Consider the following 19,144-nt stretch of genomic DNA (forward strand, 5'->3'; position numbering starts at 1 on the left):
AATCTCCGTTTCTTGTGCTCTTGGGGGCCTGAGACGGGACAAACCCGCCTGTGTCGTCCACCCCGGCCGGGACCGGAGCCTGGGTCACGCAGTGCCGCGCAAATCCGCGCAGAGCAGCAGACCTTTTCCATTGTAGCACCAAAACCGAAGGTTATGGTCGAATTTCTGCGCAGATGCACAGCAGAGGGTGTTCTGCTCAAAGAAAAAGGCCGCCCCGAAGGACGGCCCTTGATGTGGGGGCAGGGGGTGTGGGGTGCTCAGCGCTTCTCTACATCCACGTAGTCGCGCAGGGTCACGCCCTGGTAGAGCTGCCGCGGACGCCCGATTTTCAGATTCGGATCCTCCAGCTGTTCTTTCCACTGGCTGATCCAGCCCACGGTCCGCGACACCGCGAAGATCGGGGTGAACATCGCCGTGGGGAAGCCCATCGCCTCGAGGATGATGCCCGAGTAGAAATCCACGTTCGGGAAGAGCTTCTTGTCGGCGAAATAGGGGTCGGCCAGTGCGGCGGCCTCCAGCTCCTTGGCGACCTGCAGGATCGGGTTGTTCTCGACCCCCAGCAGTTCGAGAACCTCGTCGGCCGATTGCTTCATCACCTTGGCGCGCGGATCGAAGTTCTTGTAGACCCGGTGGCCGAACCCCATCAGGCGGAAGGGGTCGTCCTTGTCCTTGGCGCGGGCGATATACTCGGGGATGCGGTCGACGCTGCCGATCTCTTGCAGCATCTCCAGGCACGCCTGGTTCGCGCCGCCATGGGCCGGACCCCAGAGGCAGGCGATGCCGGCGGCGATGCAGGCAAACGGGTTGGCGCCCGAGGACGAGGCCAGCCGCACGGTCGATGTCGAGGCGTTCTGCTCGTGATCCGCGTGCAGGGTGAAGATCCGGTCCATCGCGCGGCTCAGGATCGGGTCGACCACGTAATCCTCGGTCGGCACGGCAAAGCACATGCGCAGGAAGTTGGACGCGTAGTCCAGATCGTTGCGCGGATAGACGAAGGGCTGGCCGATGGAATACTTGAATGCCCAGGCGGCGATGGTCGGCATCTTGGCGATCAGCCGGATCGAGGCGACCTCGCGCTGCCACGGATCGGCGATGTCGGTGCTGTCGTGGTAGAAGGCCGACATCGCGCCGACCACGCCCACCATGACCGCCATCGGGTGCGCGTCCCGACGGAAGCCCCGGAAGAAGTTCATCATCTGCTCGTGCAGCATCGTGTGGTTGGTCACACGGCTCTCGAAATCCTCCAGCTCCGCGGCCGTCGGCAGCTCGCCATAGAGCAGCAGGTAGCAGACCTCCAGGTAGTGGGACTTCTCCGCCAGCTGGTCGATCGGATAGCCGCGATGCAGCAGCTCGCCCTTGTCCCCGTCGATGAAGGTGATCGTGCTGTCGCAGGAGGCGGTGGAGGTGAAGCCCGGATCGTAGGTGAACACGTTGCCCTGGGCGTAGAGTTTGCGGATATCCAGCACGTCCGGCCCCGCCGTGGGCGAGTAGATCGGCAACTCGATGGACTTGTCGCCTATGTGCAGGGTCGCGGTTTTCTGTTCGGCCATGTCTGTCCCTTTTTGTAACGCCCTCGCCCCGGGGGGATGCGGCGATCTTGGCATGGTCGGTCTTGTGACCGGTTGTGTCTTGGCGTGTCGGGGGGCCGGTCGACCGGCGTCCCCCTCACGCGGATGTGGCGTCGGACAGGCGCGCGAGCGTCTCGTCGCGGCCCAGAACGAGCATCATGTCAAAAACGCTGGGCGTCGCGGAACGCCCGGCCAGAGCAGCGCGCAACGGGGCAGCGAGCTTGCCCAGGCCCAACCCATGGGCCTCTGCCAGACCGCCCACAACGCCTTCAAGCGTGTCGCGCGTCCAGCTAGCATTTTGCAGCTGCGGCGTCAATTCAGCCAGTATACCACGGGATACAGTGTCGAGGGATTTCGCGGCTTTCGGGTCCGGGTCGATTGGTCGCGACGCCAGGATAAAGTGAGCCTTTTCAAGCAGGTCGGGAAATTTCTTGGCCCGGTCCTTGAGGCAATACATCGCACGCGACAAACCCGTCTCCTGGGCTTCGGTGAGGGGCGGTGCCCCGGTGGCGGCGAGGTATCCTTGTGCACCTGCGACAATCGCCTCATCCGCCATGACGCCCAGGTGTTGCCCGGACAGGTTGTCGAGCTTTTTCAGGTCCAGCCGCGCCGGCGATTTACCGATTCCATCCAGGTCGAACCAGGCCTGCGCCTGGCCGTCGTCGAAAAACTCGTCGTCGCCATGGGACCAGCCGAGCCGGGCGAGGTAGTTGCGCATGGCTTGCGCCGGATAGCCCATCGCCTGGTATTCCTCGACCCCCAGCGCGCCGTGGCGCTTGCTGAGCTTCTTGCCGTCGGGCCCGTGGATCAGCGGGATATGGGCGAAGACCGGCATGTCCCAGCCCATCGCGTCGTAGATCATCATCTGGCGCGCGGCGTTGTTGAGATGGTCGTCGCCCCGGATCACGTGGGTCACCCCCATGTCGTGATCGTCCACCACCACCGCCAGCATGTAGACCGGCGAGCCGTCGGAGCGCAGCAGGATCATGTCGTCGAGCTGGTCGTTGCGGATGCGCACATCCCCCTGCACCTGGTCGGCGATCACCGTTGTGCCCTCCTGCGGGGCCTTGATCCGGATGACATAGGGCGCGTCCGGATGGCTGGCGGGGTCCGCGTCGCGCCAGGGCGAGCGAAAGAGGGTCGACCGGCCCTCGGCGCGGGCGGCCTCGCGAAACGCCGCAATCTCGTCCTGGGTGGCGAAGCACTTGTAGGCCTTGCCCGCCTCCAGCAGCGCCCGGGCGACCTCCGCATGACGCGCGGCGCCCTCGGCCTGGCTGACCGCGTCGCCGTCCCAGTCGAGCCCGAGCCAGCGCAGCCCGGCGAAGATCGCCTCCGTCGCCTCCGCCGTCGAGCGGGCCTTGTCCGTATCCTCGATCCGCAAGAGGAACTTGCCGCCGCGGCCGCGCGCATAGAGCCAGTTGAACAACGCCGTGCGCGCCCCGCCAATATGCAGGTAGCCCGTGGGCGAGGGGGCGAAGCGGGTGACGACGGGCGAGGCGTCGGTTGGGCTCATGGGGATCTCCTGCGCGTTGGGGGGCGCGCGGCGGGCGCATTAACCAATTGGCAACCAAGGTTTCGATAAGGTTGCGCAGGACTTACCCAACCCGGCGGGACAGGACAAGTGACCCAATACGCAGAGGTACGGCAGGTGCTGTTCCCCTGGGCCCCCGTGGTGCTGGGCTGCGGGATGCTGGCCTATTTTCTGCCCGCGGGCGAGCCGTCCCTGGCGGTGCTGCGGCTGGTGTGGTCATGTGCTGCCTTCGGCCTGCTCTGGGGGCTCTTTGCGCCCTGGTCCCTGCGGCCCCTGGGCTGGGCGCTGGCGCTGGCGGCGGGGGGCTACGGGCTCGCGGCCTGGCGCACGGCGGATGTGGCCGCCCCGGTGCTGCCCTTTCGCTATTACGGGCCGATCGAGGGGCGCATCGTCGAGATCGACAGCTCCTATGCCGGGGCGATGCGCCTGACCCTCGCAGATGTGCGGCTGGAGGATGTCGCGCCCGACCGCCGCCCGGCGCGGGTGCGGGTGTCGCTCCACGGGCCGTTGCCCGAGGTGCCGCCACGCCCGGGCCAGGTCGTGATGACCACCGGGCATCTGTCGCCGCCCAACGCGCCGGTGGAGCCGGGCGGCTTCGACTTTCGCCGCCATGCCTGGTTCGAGGGGCTGGGGGCCGTGGGCTACACCCGCGTGCCCGTTGTCCTCTGGGCGGAGCCTGCGCAGCTGAGCTTCGCCGAGCGTGTCTACGAGACCCGGCTGAAGCTGTCCAAGGCGATCCGCGACCGGATCGCGGGCCAGCCCGGGGCCTTCGCCTCGGCGATCATCACCGGCGACCGGGCGGCCATCGACCGCGCCCATGTCGAAGACCTGCGCGGCTCGAACCTTGCCCATCTGCTGGCGATCTCCGGCCTGCATATGGGGTTGCTCACGGGTACGGTGTTTCTGGGCCTGCGCAGTCTAATGGCGCTGTGGCCCTGGCTGGCGCTGCGCGTGCCGGTCAAGAAGGTGGCGGCGGTCTGCGCCCTGGGCGCGGCGGTCGTCTACCTGTTCATCTCGGGCATGAGCGTGGCGACGGAGCGGGCCTTCATCATGGTGGCGATGATCCTGGTGGGCGTGTGTTTCGACCGCCGGGCGCTGTCCCTGCGTTCGGTCGCCTGGGCGGCGCTGCTGGTGCTGGCGCTCAGGCCCGAGGCGGTGCTGGGCCCGGGGTTCCAGATGTCGTTTGCCGCGACCACGGCGCTGGTCATCACCTATGCCCATCTGCGCGATGTGCGCTGGTGGCGGGGCATTCCGAAATGGGCCAAGGGGACGGCCTCGCTCTTGCTGTCCTCGGCGGTGGCGGGGGCGGCCACGGCCCCCATTGCGGCGGCGCATTTCAACATCGTCGCCCATTACGGGCTGATCGCGAACCTGGCCTCGGTGCCGGTCATGGGCACGCTGGTGATGCCCGGCGCGCTGGTGGCGCTGGCGGGCGTGCCCCTGGGGCTGGAGGGGGTCGGTCTCTTCGCGATGGAGGTCGGGATCCGCTGGATCCTCTGGGTGGCCGGCACGGTCGCGGGGCTGGAGGGGGCGGTGGGCCATGTGGTCCGCCCGATGCCCGTGGTGCTGCCGTTGATCGTGCTGGGAGCACTGGTGGTGGGGCTTTTGCCCTGGCGGGCGCGATGGGCGGGGCTGGCGCCGGTGGTGCTGGCCCTGGGGCTCTGGACCCAGTCCGACCGGCCAGAGCTGCTGATCTCCGACACGGGCGGGCTGCTGGGCGTGATGACCGAGCAGGGACGCGCGCTCAGCAAGGGCCGCGGTGACGGGTTCGCTGCGCGCAACTGGCTTGAGAATGACGGCGACGGGGTGGCGCAGGACGTGGCGGCAGCGCGCGCGGGGATCGAGGCGGGTAAGGGGGCGGTCAGCGTGGCCCTCGGGCCCTACCGGGTGATCCAGCTGCGCGGCAAGACCGGTGCGGCGCAGTTTCTGGAGGCCTGTGCCGCGGCGGACCTGGTGGTGGCCAACACGCGGCTGCCGCGCAGCACCGGGGCCTGCGAGAGCATCGACGCCTGGGATCTGCGTCGGACAGGCGCGCTGGCGGTCTCGGTGACCGAGGACGGGTTGCAGGTGGTCCGCGCGAAGTCCGCAGAAGAGCAGCGGATGTGGACTGGGGCCGCACGTGCGACCACGCCGGGCCGCCTGGCCCGCGCGCCGGGCGCGGAGCCGACCCGCTGAGCCGCCGCGGGCCAAGAGTTTTCGAAAACTCTTGGAGGCGCGCAGCCCTGCTGCCGTGCAAATCGTCTGGATGATTTCCCGCAAAACCGCGGGCTGGACCGGGCGAGCGGACCGGTCCTTGCAAGATCTGTGGGCTCCGGGCCCCAAGAGCTTTCGAAAGCTCTTGGTCCTCGCCCGGACCGAGCGCCTCAGTAGGAGCGGATCAGCCCGACCAGCTTGCCCTGCACCCGCACCATTTCGGCCGGGTAGACCCGCGTCTCGTAGGCGGGGTTCGCCGCCTCCAGCGCGATCGCGTTACCGCGCTTGCGCAGGGTCTTCAGCGTCGCCTCGTGCCCGTCGACCAGCGCGACCACGATATCGCCGCTCTCGGCAACGCTCGTCTCCCGGATCACCACGATGTCGCCATTGTTGATCCCGGCATTGATCATCGAGTCGCCCTTCACCTCCAGCGCGTAATGCTCCGCGTCCTGGCGCATCATCTGCCCGGGCACGGCCACCGTATGGGACACTTCGCTGATCGCCTCGATCGGTGTGCCGGCGGCGATCTTGCCCATCACGGGCAACTCCACCGCGTGAATGCCCGACACCGGCATCGCCCCGGCGGGCGGATCCGGCCGGTCGCCGTCGATCACCTGCGGCGCGAACCCGCCCTGCATCGATCCCATCAGGGCCTCGGGCAATTTCACAATCTCGATCGCCCGTGCCTTGTGCGCGAGCCTGCGGATGAACCCGCGTTCCTCGAGCGCCGTGATCAACCGGTGGATGCCCGATTTCGACCGCAGGTCCAGCGCGTCTTTCATTTCGTCGAAGGACGGGGGCACCCCGTCGCGTTGCAATCGCTTGTGGATGAACTCCAGCAATTCGATCTGCTTTCTGGTCAGCATGACTGCTCCCTCCTCTCGGACGCCTGTCGCCCGGCACCGCCCGCAGACACCCGCGCCTTGGTAAAACCAAGAACTGGTAAACAAGGTCTTAAACCCCGGCGGGTTCACCCACTGTTCTAGCCCTGTTCCCGCTTTGTGTCAACTTCGTCCAGGCTCAGCCTGCGAGCGGCACCAGGGGGATGAAGGGCACTTCGCTGCCTGCGGGGGCGGCGGCGGCGTGGGGCGGGCGAACGACGAGGCAATCGGCGCCTGCGAGCACGGTCATCAGGCTGCTGTCCTGGCGGTTCTCGGGGGTGAGGCGGAAGGCGCCGCCCTCCAAGGCGAGGGTGGCGCGCATGTAATGCTCCCGCGGGCCATTGGGGCCGGTCGCCACCGCCAGCTGGCCCGTCAGGGTCGGCACGGGGGCCGCGGGCAGGCCCTGCATCGCGCGCAGGGCGGGCACGACAAAGAGCGTGCCGCACACCATGGAAGAGACCGGATTGCCCGGCAGCCCCACCATCACCGCGTCCCCGAGCCGCCCGCACATCAGCGGTTTCCCGGGCCGCATGGCGATCTTGTAGAACGCCCGCTCCATCCCCAGCGCATCCATGACCGATCCGACATGGTCGTGATCGCCGACGGAGGCCCCGCCGATGGTGACGATCATGTCCGCGCCGCGCGCAAGCTCCAGCACCGCGGTCAGGGCTTCGGGCGTGTCGCGGGCCACCGGCAGCACCCGCACCAGCGCGCCCTCGGCCTCGAACATTGCGGCGAGGCCGAAGCTGTTCGACGCGATGATCTGGTCCGGCGACGGGGTCTCGCCGGGCAGGACCAGTTCGTCCCCGGTGGCGATGATCGCGACCTCGGGCTGGCGCGCCACGCACAACTCCGGCAGGTTCATCGACGCGGCCAGCGCCACATCCGCGGGGCCGAGCCGCCGAGGCGCGGCCATCCGGTCGCCCACGGCGAAATCGCCCCCCGCGGGGCGGATGTTGTCGCCCGAGCCAAGACTGTCCAGCAGGGTGATCCGGCCCCCGTCGACGGTGACATCCTCCTGGATCACCACGCGGTCCGCGCCCTCGGGCACCGGCGCGCCGGTGAAGATGCGCACCGCCTGGCCGGGGCCCAGACGCCCGGTCCAGCCATGGCCCGCGGCACTGCCCCCGACCACCTCGAACCGCGCGCCCGGCTGCGCCTCATCCCCGCGCAGCGCGTAGCCATCCATCGCCGAGGCGGCGAAGGGCGGCTGGTCGCGCCGGGCCACCGCATCGCGCGCCAGCACCCGGCCCGCGGCATTGCGCAGGGGCACGTCCTCGGGGTCCAGGGGCGTGATCAGAGCGAAGAGCGCGTCGAGCGCCTGCGAGACCGGGATGAGCGCACTCATTCGGCTTCGAAACGCCCGGACTTGCCGCCATCCTTGAACGCCAGCCGGATGTCGGTCAGCTGCATCGCCTTGTCCACGGCTTTCACCATGTCGTAGATCGTCAGGGCCGCGACCGACACCGCGGTCAGCGCCTCCATCTCCACCCCGGTCTGGCCCGAGGTCTTGACCGTCGCCTCGATCCGCACGCCCGGCAGATCGGCATCCGGCACCAGCTCCAGCGCGACCTTGGTGATCGGCAGGGGATGACACAGCGGGATCAGATCGGCGGTCTTCTTGGCTCCCATGATCCCCGCGAGCCGCGCCACGGCCAGCACGTCGCCCTTCTTGGCGCGCCCGCCCTCGATCATCGCCAGGGTTTCGGGCGCCATGCGCACCGCGCCGCGGGCAATCGCCATCCGGTCGGTCACTTCCTTGTCGGACACATCGACCATATGGGCCGCCCCCTGGGCGTCGAAATGGGTCAGACCGCTCATGCCGCGCCCTCCACGGGAACCGGGTTGGCGAGCAGCGCGCGCGTGGCCTCGGCCACATCCGCCTGCCGCATCAGGCTTTCGCCAATGAGGAAGGTGCGCGCGCCGTAGCCCGCGAGATCCGCAAGCTCCGCCGGCCCGCTCAGGCCCGATTCCGCCACGATCATCCGGTCGCCGGGGATACGCGGCGCCAGGGTGCGCGTGGTGTCGAGCGTGGTATGAAAAGTCTTGAGGTTGCGGTTGTTGATTCCCATCAGGGGCGATTTCAGCCGCAGGGCGCGGTCCAGTTCGTCGCCGTCATGCACCTCGATCAGTGCATCCATGCCCCAGCTTGTCGCGGCATCCTCCAACTCGATGGCCTGGGCGTCCGACACGCTGGCCATGATGATCAGGATGCAGTCCGCGCCCATCGCCCGGGCCTCGGGCACCTGGTAGGGGTCATACATGAAATCCTTGCGCAGGACGGGCAGGGCGCAGGCCGCGCGCGCCGCCACGAGGTAGTCCTCATGCCCCTGGAAGCTCGGCGCATCGGTCAGCACCGACAGGCAGGTCGCGCCCCCGGCCGCGTAGGCCCGCGCAATCGCGGGCGGGTCGAAATCGGCGCGGATCAGACCCTTGGAGGGGCTCGCCTTCTTGACCTCCGCGATCAGGGCATAACCATTTTGCGCCGCCGCCCGCAGCGCGCCCGCGAAGGGCCGGACGGGGGAGGCTTGGCGCGCGGCCGCCTCGACCTCCGTCAGGGGGCGGGCGGCCTTGCGCGCGGCCACTTCCTCCAGCTTGTAGGCCTTGATCCGGTCGAGAATGGTGTCGGTCATGTCGCCTCCGATGTGATCTGTGCCAGCCCCTGCACCTTGGCCAGGGCCGCGCCGCTGTCGATCGCCTCCGCCGCCAGCATCACGCCGTCGGGCAGGGCGGTGACGCGCCCCGCGACCTTCAGTGCCGCCGCGGCGTTCAAGAGCACCGCGTCGCGGTAGGCCGACGCCTCCCCGGCCAGAAGCGCGCGGAAGGCGGCGCCGTTTTCCTCGGGCGTGCCCCCGAGGATGGCCTCGAACGGATGGACCGGCAAGCCGGCCTCTTCGGGATGGACCTCGAACTCGGTCACCGCCCCCTCCGACAGCCCCGCGACCCAGGACACGCCCGTAATCGTCAGCTCGTCGGTCCCGTCCGAGCCGTGAACCAGCCAGGCCACGTCCGAGCCGAGCGCCGCCAGGGTCTCGGCCATGGGCCGGATCAGGTCGCGGGAGAACGCGCCGGTCAGCTGCCGCTTGACGCCTGCCGGGTTGGTCAGGGGGCCGAGGATGTTGAACATGGTCCGCGTGCCCAGCTCGGCCCGCGTGGGCATGACGTGCCGGATCGCCGGGTGGTGCATCGGCGCCATCATGAAGGCGATGCCGATCTCCGACAACGCCCGCTCGACCACCGCCGGGCCGACCATGACCTCGATCCCCATCTGCGCCAGCGCATCCGCCGCCCCGGATTTCGAGCTGAGATTGCGGTTGCCATGCTTGGCCACGGGCACGCCCGCGCCCGCCACCACGAAGGCCGTCGCGGTGGAGATGTTCAGCGTCCCCTTGCCGTCGCCCCCGGTGCCGACGATGTCCATCGCGCCTTCGGGCGCGCGCACTGCATTGCATTTGGCGCGCATCACCGCGGCCGCAGCGGCGTATTCCGCCACCGTCTCGCCGCGCGTACGCAGCGCCATCAGCAGCCCGCCCATCTGGCTCGGCGTCGCCTCGCCCTCGAACAGGATCTCGAAGGCCGCCTCGGCCTCCGCCCGGGTCAGGGGACGGTCGGCGGCGGCCCCGATCAGGGGTTTCAGCGCGTCGCTCATGCGGGCATCTCTGCGCGCCCCGGGGCCAACCCCGGCACCGTGTCGAGGAAGTTCTGCAACATCTTGTGCCCGTGTTCCGACTTGATGCTCTCGGGGTGGAACTGCACCCCGTGGATCGGCAACTCCCGGTGCTGCAACCCCATGATCGTGCCGTCCTCCAGCCAGGAGGTGACCTCCAGGCAGTCGGGCAGGGTATCGCGGTCCACCACCAGCGAATGGTAGCGTGTGCCCATCAGCGGCGAGGGCAGGCCGGCAAAGAGCCCCTTGCCCCCGTGATGCATCGCGCCGAGCTTGCCATGGACGATCTCCGAATGCCGCTGCACCTTGCCGCCGAAGGCCTGACCGATGGTCTGGTGCCCGAGGCACACGCCGATCAGGGGGGTCCGGGTCTCGGCGGCGGCCTCGGTCAGCGCGAGACAGATGCCCGCCTGGTCCGGATCGCAGGGACCGGGGCTCAGCAAGATCGCCTGCGGGTTCAACGCCATGGCCGCCTGCACGTCGAGCGCGTCGTTGCGATACACCTCCACCGGCGCGCCGAGCTCGCCCAGGTAATGCACCAGGTTATAGGTGAAACTGTCGTAGTTATCGATCAGCAGCAGCATCGCGCGCCCCTTGTGTTCGGGCCTCTTGATCCACCAGCCCGCCTCAGGGGTCAAGGGCCTGCGCCGTGCCCCGGGGGCCTTCGGGGCTTGCATCCGCCCCGCCGCGCGCGCGATGATGCACCAGCAGCAAGAAGGGGCCACCGGGATCGGGGCCCCGCAGGTGAGGCAGACGCGGCATTTTGCATGGGTAGAGGCATACTCTCGGGCCTGTTCTGGGGCGGTGCGGCCAGCATGATCGTGCTGATGGCCGCGTCGGTTTATTTTCCCCTGCGGGACATCAGCGACCGCACCGCGCCGCGCGCGCCGGTGCGCGAGAACGTGTTGCTCGCCGACCCGCCCCCTCTCCCGCCAGGGGCCGAGGTGCAGCCGAGCGTTGCGGAGCCTGAACCTCCCGTCACAACCGATCGTGTCGCGGCCCCGTTGCAGACCCCGCGTCCAGACAGCGGCCCGCCGCCCGATGCCCCCGCACTGGGTGCGCCCGCGGTTGCCGAGGCGCCGACCGCGCCGCCGACGGACCCCGCCGCGCCCGCTGGCCCGGGCCCGGAACTTGCCGAGACCGCCCCGGCGAATGTTGCGCAGCCCGCGCCCGGCCAAGCGGTCCCGACCGCGCCTGGGCCCGATACCCCGTCGGCCACCGCGCCACGAATGGCCGACGCGCCGCCGGGCCTGCCGGTGCCCGGGGCCGTGCGCGACCGCGCCCCGGGAGAGGCGCTCGCAGCCCTGCAAACCCCTTTGCCGGTCCCCGAGGTTGCCCAGGAGCCGGGCGATTTGACGGCCCCTGCCGCGATCCTGCCCGCCCCCGGCGCGCGGCAAATCGGCGAGGCGGCGACGCGGACGCCGGACCGGCCCGCGGATCTGCCTGTGCCCGGCACGGCCGCCGAACCACCGGTCGCGCCGGCGCCTGTCGCGCCGCCCCGGCCGCCGGAGCTCGCCGCGGAGCCATCGATGCCGTCCGGCCCGCCGGAGCCGGTCGAGCTTGCCCGTCCCGACAGCCCGCCGCCGCGGCTGGCCCTGGCACCCGCAGACCTGCCGCTGCCTCCCGTGGCCGCGGCCCCCATGGAAGCGTCGGAGCCGCCCGTCCCGGCCGCAGGCTCTCTGCCCGCCGACCCGCGCCCGGCCGCCGACACGCCTGCACCGCCCGCCGACGACCGGCGCACGGCCCTGGTCGTGCCGCCGCGGGAGCTGCCCCGCCGTCTGGTGCTCGGCAGCGACCAGAGCTTCGGCACCCGCGGCCCTGGCCTGTCCTCGCGCATCCCCCGGATCGGCGAGACCGCCGCGGTGGCGGAGGCCGAGGATGCCCTGACGCCAGAGCCGGAGGTGCCCGCGCCGCTTGGTGCCCTGGCCCGAAATGCGCTGCCTTTCGAAGGGGCGGAGGGTGTGCCGCGGCTCGCCCTGGTGCTGCGCGCGACCTCTGACGCGCGGGCGATCACCGATGTGCTGAGCCGGATCGCCGATCCCGTGGCCGTGGCGCTCGACCCGACATGGCCGGAGGCGGATGCGCGCGCGGCCGAGCTGCGCGCGGCGGGGCACGAGGTGCTGATCACCCTGACGGGGCTGCCCGACCCGGTGGAGCCGCGCGACATCGACACCGCCCTTGCGGTCCATATCGCGCGCCTGCCGGGCGCGATGGGGGTCTGGCTGCCCCGGACGAGCCCGGTATTCGACGACCGGGAATTGCTGCGCCACCTGGTGGCGGTGCTGGCCGACACGGGCCATGGGCTGGTGGCGCCGCTCAGCGGACTCGACGCGGTGGGGCAGGAGGCGCGGGCGATCGGTCTGCCCGCGATTTCGGTGGGCCGGGTCCTTGGCGGGTCCGGAGAGGGTGAGGGCGCCCTGCGCCGCAGCCTCGACCAGGGGGCGCTGCGCGCCGGCGCGGACGGGCAGGCGGTCCTGCTGGGCGAGACCCGGGCCGAGACGCTGTCGGCCCTGCGCGACTGGAGCGCCGCGCAGGACCCGGATGCCTTGCGCCTTGCACCGATCTCCGCGCTTTTGCTGGCCCCGGGGTCCTAGCGGCGCCCAAGCCCGTTCGAACGGGCTTGCCCACGCGATTTGCAAATCGCGTCCCAAGCGCCTTGCAAGGCGCTTGTCCAAGGCGTTTCGAAACGCCTTGTCTGCGGGTTCACGAAATCCCGAGCCTCAGCCGTTCCGCCCGGCGGGCCCCGCGAACAACCCGGCCTGCTGCGCCGCCATCCGGATCGCCTTGGCCTTGTTCACCGTCTCCTGGAACTCCGCCTCCGGGTCGCTGTCATAGACCACGCCGCCCCCGGCCTGGATATAGAGCGTCTCGTCCTTGACCACCGCTGTGCGCAGGGCGATGCACATGTCCATGTCGCCATTGGCCGCGAAATACCCGCAGCCCCCGCCATAGACCCCGCGCTTTTCCGGCTCCAGCTCGTCGATGATCTCCATCGCCCGCACCTTGGGCGCGCCCGAGACCGTGCCCGCCGGCAACCCCGCCAGCAGCGCCGAGAGCGCGTCATGCTCCTCGCTCAGCTCGCCCACCACGTTCGACACGATATGCATCACGTGGGAATAACGCTCGATGATGAACTGTTCGGTCGGGCGCACGGTGCCGATCTTGGCGACCCGGCCCACATCGTTGCGCCCCAGGTCGAGCAGCATCAGGTGCTCGGCGCATTCCTTGGCATCTGCCAGCAGATCCGCCTCCAGCGCGTCATCCTCGGCCGATGTCGCACCCCGTGGCCGGGTGCCCGCGATCGGCCGGATCGTCACCTCGCGGCCGAACACCCGCACCAGGATCTCGGGGCTGGCGCCCACGATCTGGAACCCGCCGAAGTTGAAATAGAACATGAAGGGCGAGGGGTTTGTTCGCCGCAAGCTGCGGTAAAGCGCGAAGGGCGGCAGGGGGAAGGCCTGGGACCAACGCTGGGACGGCACCACCTGGAAGATGTCCCCGGCGCGGATGTAGTCCTTGGCGCGCTCCACCGCGGCCAGGTAATCGGCATGGGCGAAGTTCGAGACCGGCTCTCCGAGCTCGGCCGCCTCGCCCAGATCGCGCCGCTCGGCCATGGCGGAGCGTTCCAGGTCGCGCACCGCGTCCATCACCCGCTCCGCCGCCTGGGCATAGGCGGCCCGCGCCGACTGTCCGCCCCCCGCCGAACCGTTTGCCCAGACCGGCGAGACCACCGTGACCTCGCCCTTCACCCCGTCCAGAACCGCCACCACCGAGGGCCGCACCAGCACCGCGTCCGGCAGGCCCAGCGGGTCGGGGTTCACATTCGGCAGATGCTCCACCAGCCGGATCATGTCATAGCCCAGATAGCCGAACAGCCCCGCCGCGATCGCGGGCAGCTCATCGGGCATCTCGATCCGGCTCTCGGCGATCAACGCGCGCAATGCGGCCAGGGGATCACCGGGGATGTCCTCGAACGCTTCCGCATCGAACCGGGCGGAGCGGTTGATCCGCGCGCCGGTGCCGCGACACTCCCAGATCAGGTCGGGCTTCAGCCCCACCACCGAATAGCGCCCGCGCACCTCGCCGCCGGTGACGGATTCCAGCATGAAGCTGTCCTTGCGCGCGCCCGCCAGCTTCAGCATCAGCGACACGGGCGTGTCCAGATCCGCCGCCAGCCGGGTGTAGACCACCTGGTTCTCGCCGCGCCCATGGGCGGCCTCGAAGGCATCGAAACTGGGGGTCAGGGCCATGGCGGGGTCTCTCGCGGGTCATCTGCCCGAAGGCGGGGCAGGCGGGCTCAGGGGAACTGTGCGTGAATGCCGTTGATCGCGCTCTGGTTGATGGTGATCCCGGCCTCCTGCTGGATCGCGGTGGCATAGGCGGTGAACACATCCTCGGCCAGGGTCTGGGAGACGCTCTGGTCCAGCACGTTGCGCAGGAAGGCCGCATCCGGGTCCTCGGTATCCGGCGGCAGGATCGCGGTCAGCTGGGCCACGATCACCACGCCGTTGCCGGGCACGAGCGCCACGTCGCCTTCGGCCTCCAGCGCGAAGACATCGGTGACCAGTGCCGGGGGCGTGCCCTCGATGAAGGCCTCGCGGGTCAGGCCGGTCTCCACCTGCCGATCCAGGCCCTGGTCGGCGAAGCTCTCGCCGCCGCGCAGGGCCTCGGCCACGCGCGCGGCCTCCGCGCTTAGCGCGTCTTGCAGGCGCTGCGCCTCCCAGCCCGCCACCACATCCTCCCGCACCTCGTCGAAGGGCAAAAGCCGGGGGGGCACGACCTCGTCGAGCCGCAGGGCAAAGACACCGCCGTCGTCGAGGGTCTCGATTTCGGGAAAATCGCCCTCGCTCAGGGTGTTGGCCAGGGCGCGCACTTCCGGATAGGCGGCGATGCCCTCGGTGGTGGTCGCCGTCAGCGACAGCTCGCCCAGCTCCGCCGGCGTGTCGGCGGCCAGCTCTTCGAGCGTGGCGCCCCCGGCCAGCAGATCATCAAGCGCCTCGATTTCGTCGGCCACGGCCCGGCGGGCGGCATCGCCCGCCAGCGCGGCGGTCAGCTCGTCGCGCGCCTCTTCGAAGGTGGTGACCTGGGCGGCCAGGGCCGCGTTGATCCGGAACAGGGCCGGGCCCAGGGCCGTGCGCACCGGCCCGACGATTCCGGTCTCCTGATCGCCGAAAACGACCTCTGCCACCGCGTCGTCGAGATCGTCGCGCGCCACCTCGCCGAGATCCACATCCTCCAGGCTCAGATCGCGCGCGGCCAGGAGCTCTTCGAAGCTCTGCGCGCCGCTATCGAGGGCGGCCTTGGCCTCGGCGGCTTGCGCCTCGGTGCCGAAGACGACGCGATCCAACAGGCGGCGCTCGGGCTGGACATAGACCGACGCGGCCCGGTCATAGGCCGCGCGCAGATCCTCCTCGGAGGGCGAGACCTGGTCCTGCATCATCTCCGGGCTCAGCAGCACGTAGGTGATCTCGCGCGTCTCGGGCGCGGTGAAGGCCGCCGGGTTCGCGTCGTAGAACGCGCGCAGTTCCGCATCCGTTGGCATCGCCTGGGTCAGGGCCACCAGGTCCGGCGTGATCTCGGCCCAGGTGAAGTCCCGCCGCGCGGCGATGAAGTCATAAAGCGTGCCGGTATAGGCCTGCGGCGCGCGCAGCCCGCCGATCACCGCCGCCTGCAGCAGGTTGCGCGCGGCCTCGTTGCGCACGTCGGCCTCGAATTCCTCGGGGGAGAGGTTGTTTTGCTGCAGGGTGAACTCGTACGCCTCCCGGTCGAAGCCGCCGCCGATCCCGGAAAAGGCGGGGATCGTCTGGATCTGCTCGGCCACGCGCATATCCCCCACGCTGACGCCAAGCTTCGCCGCCTCGTTGTCGATGGCCGCCGTGTTGACCAATTGCGCCAGCACCTGGCGGTCGAGCCCCAGCTCCCGCGCCTCGGCCATGGAGACGGCGCGCCCGCGCTGCTGACCGGCGGCGCGCAGCTGTGTCTGCAAGGCCCGGGCGTATTCATCCACGGTGATGTCGGTGTCGCCCACCGAGCCCACGCGCGCGTTCGAGCCGCCGAAGCTGGAAATGCCGAACCCCGCCAGCGCCACGATCAGCAGGCCCAGCAGGATGAACATGAAGAAGTTGGAGGTTTTACCCTTCATTGCAGTCGTCGCTCCCCGATCCCGCCCCGCGCCGGTGTGGCGGTGCCCGTTGTCAGGCGTCTGTTTAGGCGCTTGCGGCAGGGGCGGCAAGCGGATGCGCGCGTCGCTTGGCGCAGTTTTGAACGTGGATCGGGGCAGGGAGGGGCGCGGCCCCCCGGACCCAAGGGATATTCCGGGACTTGATCGCGGGGGCTCAGGCCGGGGCGTAGGTGTTCAGCCGGTCGGCGAGGGCGGCGATGCCGTCCGCGTCGATATTGGCGAAGGCAAAGCGCATCTCGCGACCTCCCCGCGCGGCGCCTTGGGGCGCGAACATGGTGCCGGGCAGGGCGAGCACCCCGATCTCGGACACCATCCGCTCCGCCAGCGCGTCCGAAGGGATCCCGAGCCGGTGGCGCGCATAGCCGAAATAGGCGCCGCAGCCCAGAAGCTCCCAGTCGCGCAGGCCCTGGAACGCCGCCTCCATCGCCGCGCGGCGGGCGAGGATCTCGGCCCGTTCCCCGGCCAGCCAGTCCGAAAGGTGCCGCAGCCCCCAGAGGGCCGCGCGCTGGCCCAGTTGCGGCGCGCAGATCTGCACTGTGTCGAGGAATTTCTCCACCTGCGCCAGGCGGTCGGGCGCACAGGCCACCGCCCCCACCCGGTGCCCGGTCAGCCGATAGGCCTTGGAAAAGGAATAGAGCGAGATCACCGTCTCGTCCCAGTCCGGATCCGACAGCAGGCCGTGGGGCGCACCCGCGCGGCTGTCGAAATCGCGGTAGGTCTCGTCGAGGATCAGCGCGAGGCCCCGCCTGCGCGCGAGATCGCGAAAGGCCGCGAGCAACTCGGCAGGATACTCCACGCCGCCGGGGTTGTTGGGGCTGACCAGCACGATCGCGCGGGTGCGCGCATCGATCAGGGCGGCGGCGGCCTCCGGGTCCGGCAGCAGGCTGTCGCCGGTGTCGAGCGCGCGCGCCGCAACCCCGGACATTTGCAGCCACATCTGGTGGTTGAAATACCACGGCACCGGCAGAATCACGTTATCGCCGGGCGCGGCCAGCGTCGCCATCACCGCCGCGAAGGCCTGGTTGCAGCCCGAGGTGATCGCGATCTGCCCCTCGGCCACGGTGCCGCCATAGCGCGCGGTCATCTGCGCGGCCAGTTCGGCGCGCAGCTCCGGCAGACCGAGCACGGGACCATAAAGATGCGTGCCCGGATCCTCATCCAGTGCCGCCGCCATCGCCGCGCGCAGGGCCGGGGGCGGCGGGGCCACCGGGGCGGCCTGGCTGACATTCAGCAGCTCCAGCCCCGCGGGCAGGCGCGCCGCGGCGAGCCAGCGCCGCGCCTCCATCACCGGCGGGGCCGGGGTGGCGGCCATGGCCGGGGCGAGGGGGAGCGTCATCTCAGGTCCCCCGGTAGGGTTCCACGTATTGCAGCGCCATGTCCCAGGGAAAGAAGATCCAGGTGTCCTGGCTCACCCCGGTGATGAAGGTGTTGACCATGGGCTCGCCCTTGGGCTTGGCATAGACGGTGGCGAAATGGGCGTTGGGATACATCTGGCGCACCACCTCCAGCGTCCGGCCGCTGTCGACCAGATCGTCGATCACCAGAACCCCGGTCCCGTCGCCCATCAGCTCCGCATCCGGGGCGTTGAGCACCACGGTCTCGCCCTGGGTCTGGTGGTGATAGGACTGCACCGAAATCGTCGCCACCTGCCGGATGTCCAACTCGCGCGCCACGATCATCGCCGGGGCCATCCCGCCCCGGGTGATCGCCAGGATCATCCGCCAGGACCCGTCCGGCCCCGGCCCGCGCTTGTCCAGCCGCCAGGCCAGCGCGCGGCTGTCCCGGTGGATCTGGTCCCAGCTGACATGGAAGCCCTTTTCATGCGGCAGTTGATCGGTCATGTCCGTCCCTCATCCGGTTTGGCGGTGTTTGTAATCCAGCCCGTTGTCGGTGACCAGAACCCTCAACTCAGCGCGATCCGCGCGCCTACGAGGGCCAGCGCGCCGCCCAGGACCCGGTCGATCCAGGTCTTGGCACGCATATAGACCGCCCGCGGTCCGGGCAGCGAGAAGAGCCGCGCCACCACCACGTACCACAGGCCCTCGACCAGCAGCACCAGCGCCAGCACGATCGCGATCTCGCCCCCGGTGATGTCCGTGGGCAGGATGCCGACGAAGACCGCGCCGAAGAAAACCGGCACCTTGGGGTTCGACAACTGCGTGAAGAGGCCCAGCCTGAATGTCGCCCAGCCCGTGCGCGGCACCGTCCCCGACGCCTCCGGCAGCGGGTCGGGCGCGTGGCGCCACATCATGAACGCCACGAATAACAGGAAGGCGGCCCCCGCCAGCTTCATCGCCGTCAGCAGCACCGGCATCACCTGGAAAAGCGCCGCAAGCCCCAGCAGGGCGGCGCCCGCCCAAACCGTCGCGCCGACCCCGAAGGCCAGCGCCAGCAAGAGCCCCGCGCCCAGACCCTCCGCCGCGGCGGTTCGGGTGATCACCACGAAAGAGGGCCCCGGGCTGATCGCCGCCAGCAGGTGAATGAAGGCAATCGAGGCGAAGGCCGCGAGCGTCACGGGGCCCGCTCCGCCAGAAGCCGCAGGCCGAGCCCGCCCAGCACCACCGCGCAGACCCGGTCGAGCCAGGTCTTCGCCCCGACATAGGCGCGCCGCGCGCCGGGTCGGGCGAGCGCGGTGACCAGCAGGGCATAGACCGCGATCTCGACCGCCAGGTGGTTCAGGGTGATGAACGCCACCGCCCCGACGCCCAGGTCCGGCGGAAAGATCACCACGAGGACACCGGCCGAGAACAGCACCGATTTCGGGTTCAGCAGGTTGATCGCCGCACCGCGCCGGAACGCGCCTCGCGCTGACACCTGCGGCGCGTCCGCCAGGGGCGCGCGCGCCGACCGCCAGGTCGCCCGGGCGATATAGATCAGGTAGAGCGCGCCCGCGGTCTTCATCACCCCGTAAGCCGCGGGAAACAGGGTGAACAGCGCCTCCAGCCCCAAGAGCGCCGCAAGCGTCCAGAGCGCAGCCACGCAAGCCAGCCCGCAGCCGGTCCAGAGCGCCCGCACCCGCCCCGCCGAAAGTGCTGTATGCGTCAGCACCAGCAGCGCGGGACCGGGGCTCGCCATGGCCACCAGCAGGGCCACGTTGAACGCCAGGATCTGCGCGACGTCCAC

At 70.0% G+C, this 19,144-nt stretch carries 16 protein-coding genes; 2 read left to right on the top strand and 14 right to left on the bottom strand.

Going from position 1 to position 19,144, the window contains the following annotated elements:
* Positions 1–257 precede the first annotated feature (257 nt).
* Both gltA and gltX read right to left on the bottom strand, forming a co-directional pair.
* A complete protein-coding gene (gltA, locus tag PVW48_RS01230; RefSeq protein ID WP_012178478.1) occupies positions 258–1,550 on the bottom strand; it encodes a citrate synthase in 1,293 nt (430 codons plus the stop codon).
* Between the two features lie 115 nt (positions 1,551–1,665).
* Positions 1,666–3,081, bottom strand: a complete 1,416-nt coding sequence (gene gltX, locus PVW48_RS01235; protein ID WP_274579916.1) for a glutamate--tRNA ligase — start codon at positions 3,079–3,081, stop codon at positions 1,666–1,668.
* Between the two features lie 108 nt (positions 3,082–3,189).
* On the opposite strand from gltX, the gene PVW48_RS01240 reads away from it, so the two are divergent.
* A complete protein-coding gene (locus PVW48_RS01240; RefSeq protein WP_274579917.1) occupies positions 3,190–5,274 on the top strand; it encodes a ComEC/Rec2 family competence protein in 2,085 nt (694 codons plus the stop codon).
* A gap of 188 nt (positions 5,275–5,462) precedes the next feature.
* Here the strand turns inward: PVW48_RS01240 and lexA are convergent, their stop codons facing one another.
* The 6 genes from lexA to PVW48_RS01270 form a co-directional block, all read right to left on the bottom strand.
* On the bottom strand, positions 5,463–6,158 hold the full coding sequence (lexA, locus tag PVW48_RS01245; RefSeq protein WP_274579918.1) for a transcriptional repressor LexA: 696 nt from the start codon (positions 6,156–6,158) through the stop codon (positions 5,463–5,465).
* Positions 6,159–6,312: 154 nt separating this feature from the next.
* A complete protein-coding gene (locus PVW48_RS01250) occupies positions 6,313–7,521 on the bottom strand; it encodes a molybdopterin molybdotransferase MoeA (RefSeq protein ID WP_274579919.1) in 1,209 nt (402 codons plus the stop codon).
* Entirely contained in the window at positions 7,518–7,994 is a 477-nt protein-coding gene (gene moaC / locus PVW48_RS01255; RefSeq protein ID WP_274579920.1) for a cyclic pyranopterin monophosphate synthase MoaC, read from the bottom strand. Before moaC ends, PVW48_RS01250 begins: the two co-directional genes overlap by 4 nt.
* On the bottom strand, positions 7,991–8,806 hold the full coding sequence (gene trpC / locus PVW48_RS01260; protein WP_274579921.1) for an indole-3-glycerol phosphate synthase TrpC: 816 nt from the start codon (positions 8,804–8,806) through the stop codon (positions 7,991–7,993). The genes moaC and trpC overlap by 4 nt, the downstream gene beginning before the upstream one ends.
* The gene (gene trpD / locus PVW48_RS01265) at positions 8,803–9,822 is read right to left on the bottom strand and encodes an anthranilate phosphoribosyltransferase (RefSeq protein ID WP_274579922.1); all 1,020 of its coding nucleotides are present in this window, start codon (positions 9,820–9,822) and stop codon (positions 8,803–8,805) included. The genes trpC and trpD overlap by 4 nt, the downstream gene beginning before the upstream one ends.
* Positions 9,819–10,424, bottom strand: coding sequence for an aminodeoxychorismate/anthranilate synthase component II (locus tag PVW48_RS01270; RefSeq protein WP_274580267.1), 606 nt, complete (start codon positions 10,422–10,424; stop codon positions 9,819–9,821). Before PVW48_RS01270 ends, trpD begins: the two co-directional genes overlap by 4 nt.
* A gap of 183 nt (positions 10,425–10,607) precedes the next feature.
* Here PVW48_RS01270 and PVW48_RS01275 point away from each other — a divergent pair, with 183 nt between their 5' ends.
* Complete coding sequence (locus tag PVW48_RS01275) at positions 10,608–12,434, top strand: divergent polysaccharide deacetylase family protein (RefSeq protein ID WP_274579923.1); 1,827 nt, start codon at positions 10,608–10,610, stop codon at positions 12,432–12,434.
* Between the two features lie 126 nt (positions 12,435–12,560).
* Here PVW48_RS01275 and trpE read toward each other — a convergent pair whose 3' ends face one another.
* The 6 genes from trpE to PVW48_RS01305 form a co-directional block, all read right to left on the bottom strand.
* Positions 12,561–14,090 carry an anthranilate synthase component I gene (gene trpE, locus PVW48_RS01280; protein ID WP_274579924.1) on the bottom strand — a complete coding sequence of 510 codons (1,530 nt, stop codon included), beginning with the start codon at positions 14,088–14,090 and terminating at the stop codon, positions 12,561–12,563.
* A gap of 47 nt (positions 14,091–14,137) precedes the next feature.
* A complete protein-coding gene (locus PVW48_RS01285; protein WP_274579925.1) occupies positions 14,138–15,982 on the bottom strand; it encodes a peptidylprolyl isomerase in 1,845 nt (614 codons plus the stop codon).
* Between the two features lie 193 nt (positions 15,983–16,175).
* Positions 16,176–17,357, bottom strand: a complete 1,182-nt coding sequence (locus PVW48_RS01290) for an aminotransferase (RefSeq protein WP_274579926.1) — start codon at positions 17,355–17,357, stop codon at positions 16,176–16,178.
* Position 17,358: 1 nt separating this feature from the next.
* Positions 17,359–17,862 carry a xanthine phosphoribosyltransferase gene (gene gpt, locus PVW48_RS01295; RefSeq protein WP_012178465.1) on the bottom strand — a complete coding sequence of 168 codons (504 nt, stop codon included), beginning with the start codon at positions 17,860–17,862 and terminating at the stop codon, positions 17,359–17,361.
* Positions 17,863–17,924: 62 nt separating this feature from the next.
* Positions 17,925–18,536, bottom strand: coding sequence for a LysE family translocator (locus PVW48_RS01300; RefSeq protein WP_274579927.1), 612 nt, complete (start codon positions 18,534–18,536; stop codon positions 17,925–17,927).
* The gene (locus PVW48_RS01305) at positions 18,533–19,144 is read right to left on the bottom strand and encodes a LysE family translocator (RefSeq protein WP_012178463.1); all 612 of its coding nucleotides are present in this window, start codon (positions 19,142–19,144) and stop codon (positions 18,533–18,535) included. The genes PVW48_RS01300 and PVW48_RS01305 overlap by 4 nt, the downstream gene beginning before the upstream one ends.

This window comes from Dinoroseobacter sp. PD6 (assembly GCF_028807315.1).
Lineage (GTDB): Bacteria > Pseudomonadota > Alphaproteobacteria > Rhodobacterales > Rhodobacteraceae > Dinoroseobacter > Dinoroseobacter shibae.

Excerpts from the sequence above, each read along its gene's own strand:
- gpt (WP_012178465.1), bottom strand. The coding sequence starts at position 17,862 with ATGACCGATCAACTGCCGCATGAAAAGGGCTTCCATGTCAGCTGGGAC.
- moaC (WP_274579920.1), bottom strand. The coding sequence starts at position 7,994 with ATGAGCGGTCTGACCCATTTCGACGCCCAGGGGGCGGCCCATATGGTC.
- PVW48_RS01250 (WP_274579919.1), bottom strand. The coding sequence starts at position 7,521 with ATGAGTGCGCTCATCCCGGTCTCGCAGGCGCTCGACGCGCTCTTCGCT.
- trpE (WP_274579924.1), bottom strand. The coding sequence starts at position 14,090 with ATGGCCCTGACCCCCAGTTTCGATGCCTTCGAGGCCGCCCATGGGCGC.
- PVW48_RS01270 (WP_274580267.1), bottom strand. The coding sequence starts at position 10,424 with ATGCTGCTGCTGATCGATAACTACGACAGTTTCACCTATAACCTGGTG.
- gltA (WP_012178478.1), bottom strand. The coding sequence starts at position 1,550 with ATGGCCGAACAGAAAACCGCGACCCTGCACATAGGCGACAAGTCCATC.
- lexA (WP_274579918.1), bottom strand. The coding sequence starts at position 6,158 with ATGCTGACCAGAAAGCAGATCGAATTGCTGGAGTTCATCCACAAGCGA.
- PVW48_RS01285 (WP_274579925.1), bottom strand. The coding sequence starts at position 15,982 with ATGAAGGGTAAAACCTCCAACTTCTTCATGTTCATCCTGCTGGGCCTG.
- trpC (WP_274579921.1), bottom strand. The coding sequence starts at position 8,806 with ATGACCGACACCATTCTCGACCGGATCAAGGCCTACAAGCTGGAGGAA.
- PVW48_RS01275 (WP_274579923.1), top strand. The coding sequence starts at position 10,608 with ATGGGTAGAGGCATACTCTCGGGCCTGTTCTGGGGCGGTGCGGCCAGC.
- PVW48_RS01290 (WP_274579926.1), bottom strand. The coding sequence starts at position 17,357 with ATGACGCTCCCCCTCGCCCCGGCCATGGCCGCCACCCCGGCCCCGCCG.
- trpD (WP_274579922.1), bottom strand. The coding sequence starts at position 9,822 with ATGAGCGACGCGCTGAAACCCCTGATCGGGGCCGCCGCCGACCGTCCC.
- gltX (WP_274579916.1), bottom strand. The coding sequence starts at position 3,081 with ATGAGCCCAACCGACGCCTCGCCCGTCGTCACCCGCTTCGCCCCCTCG.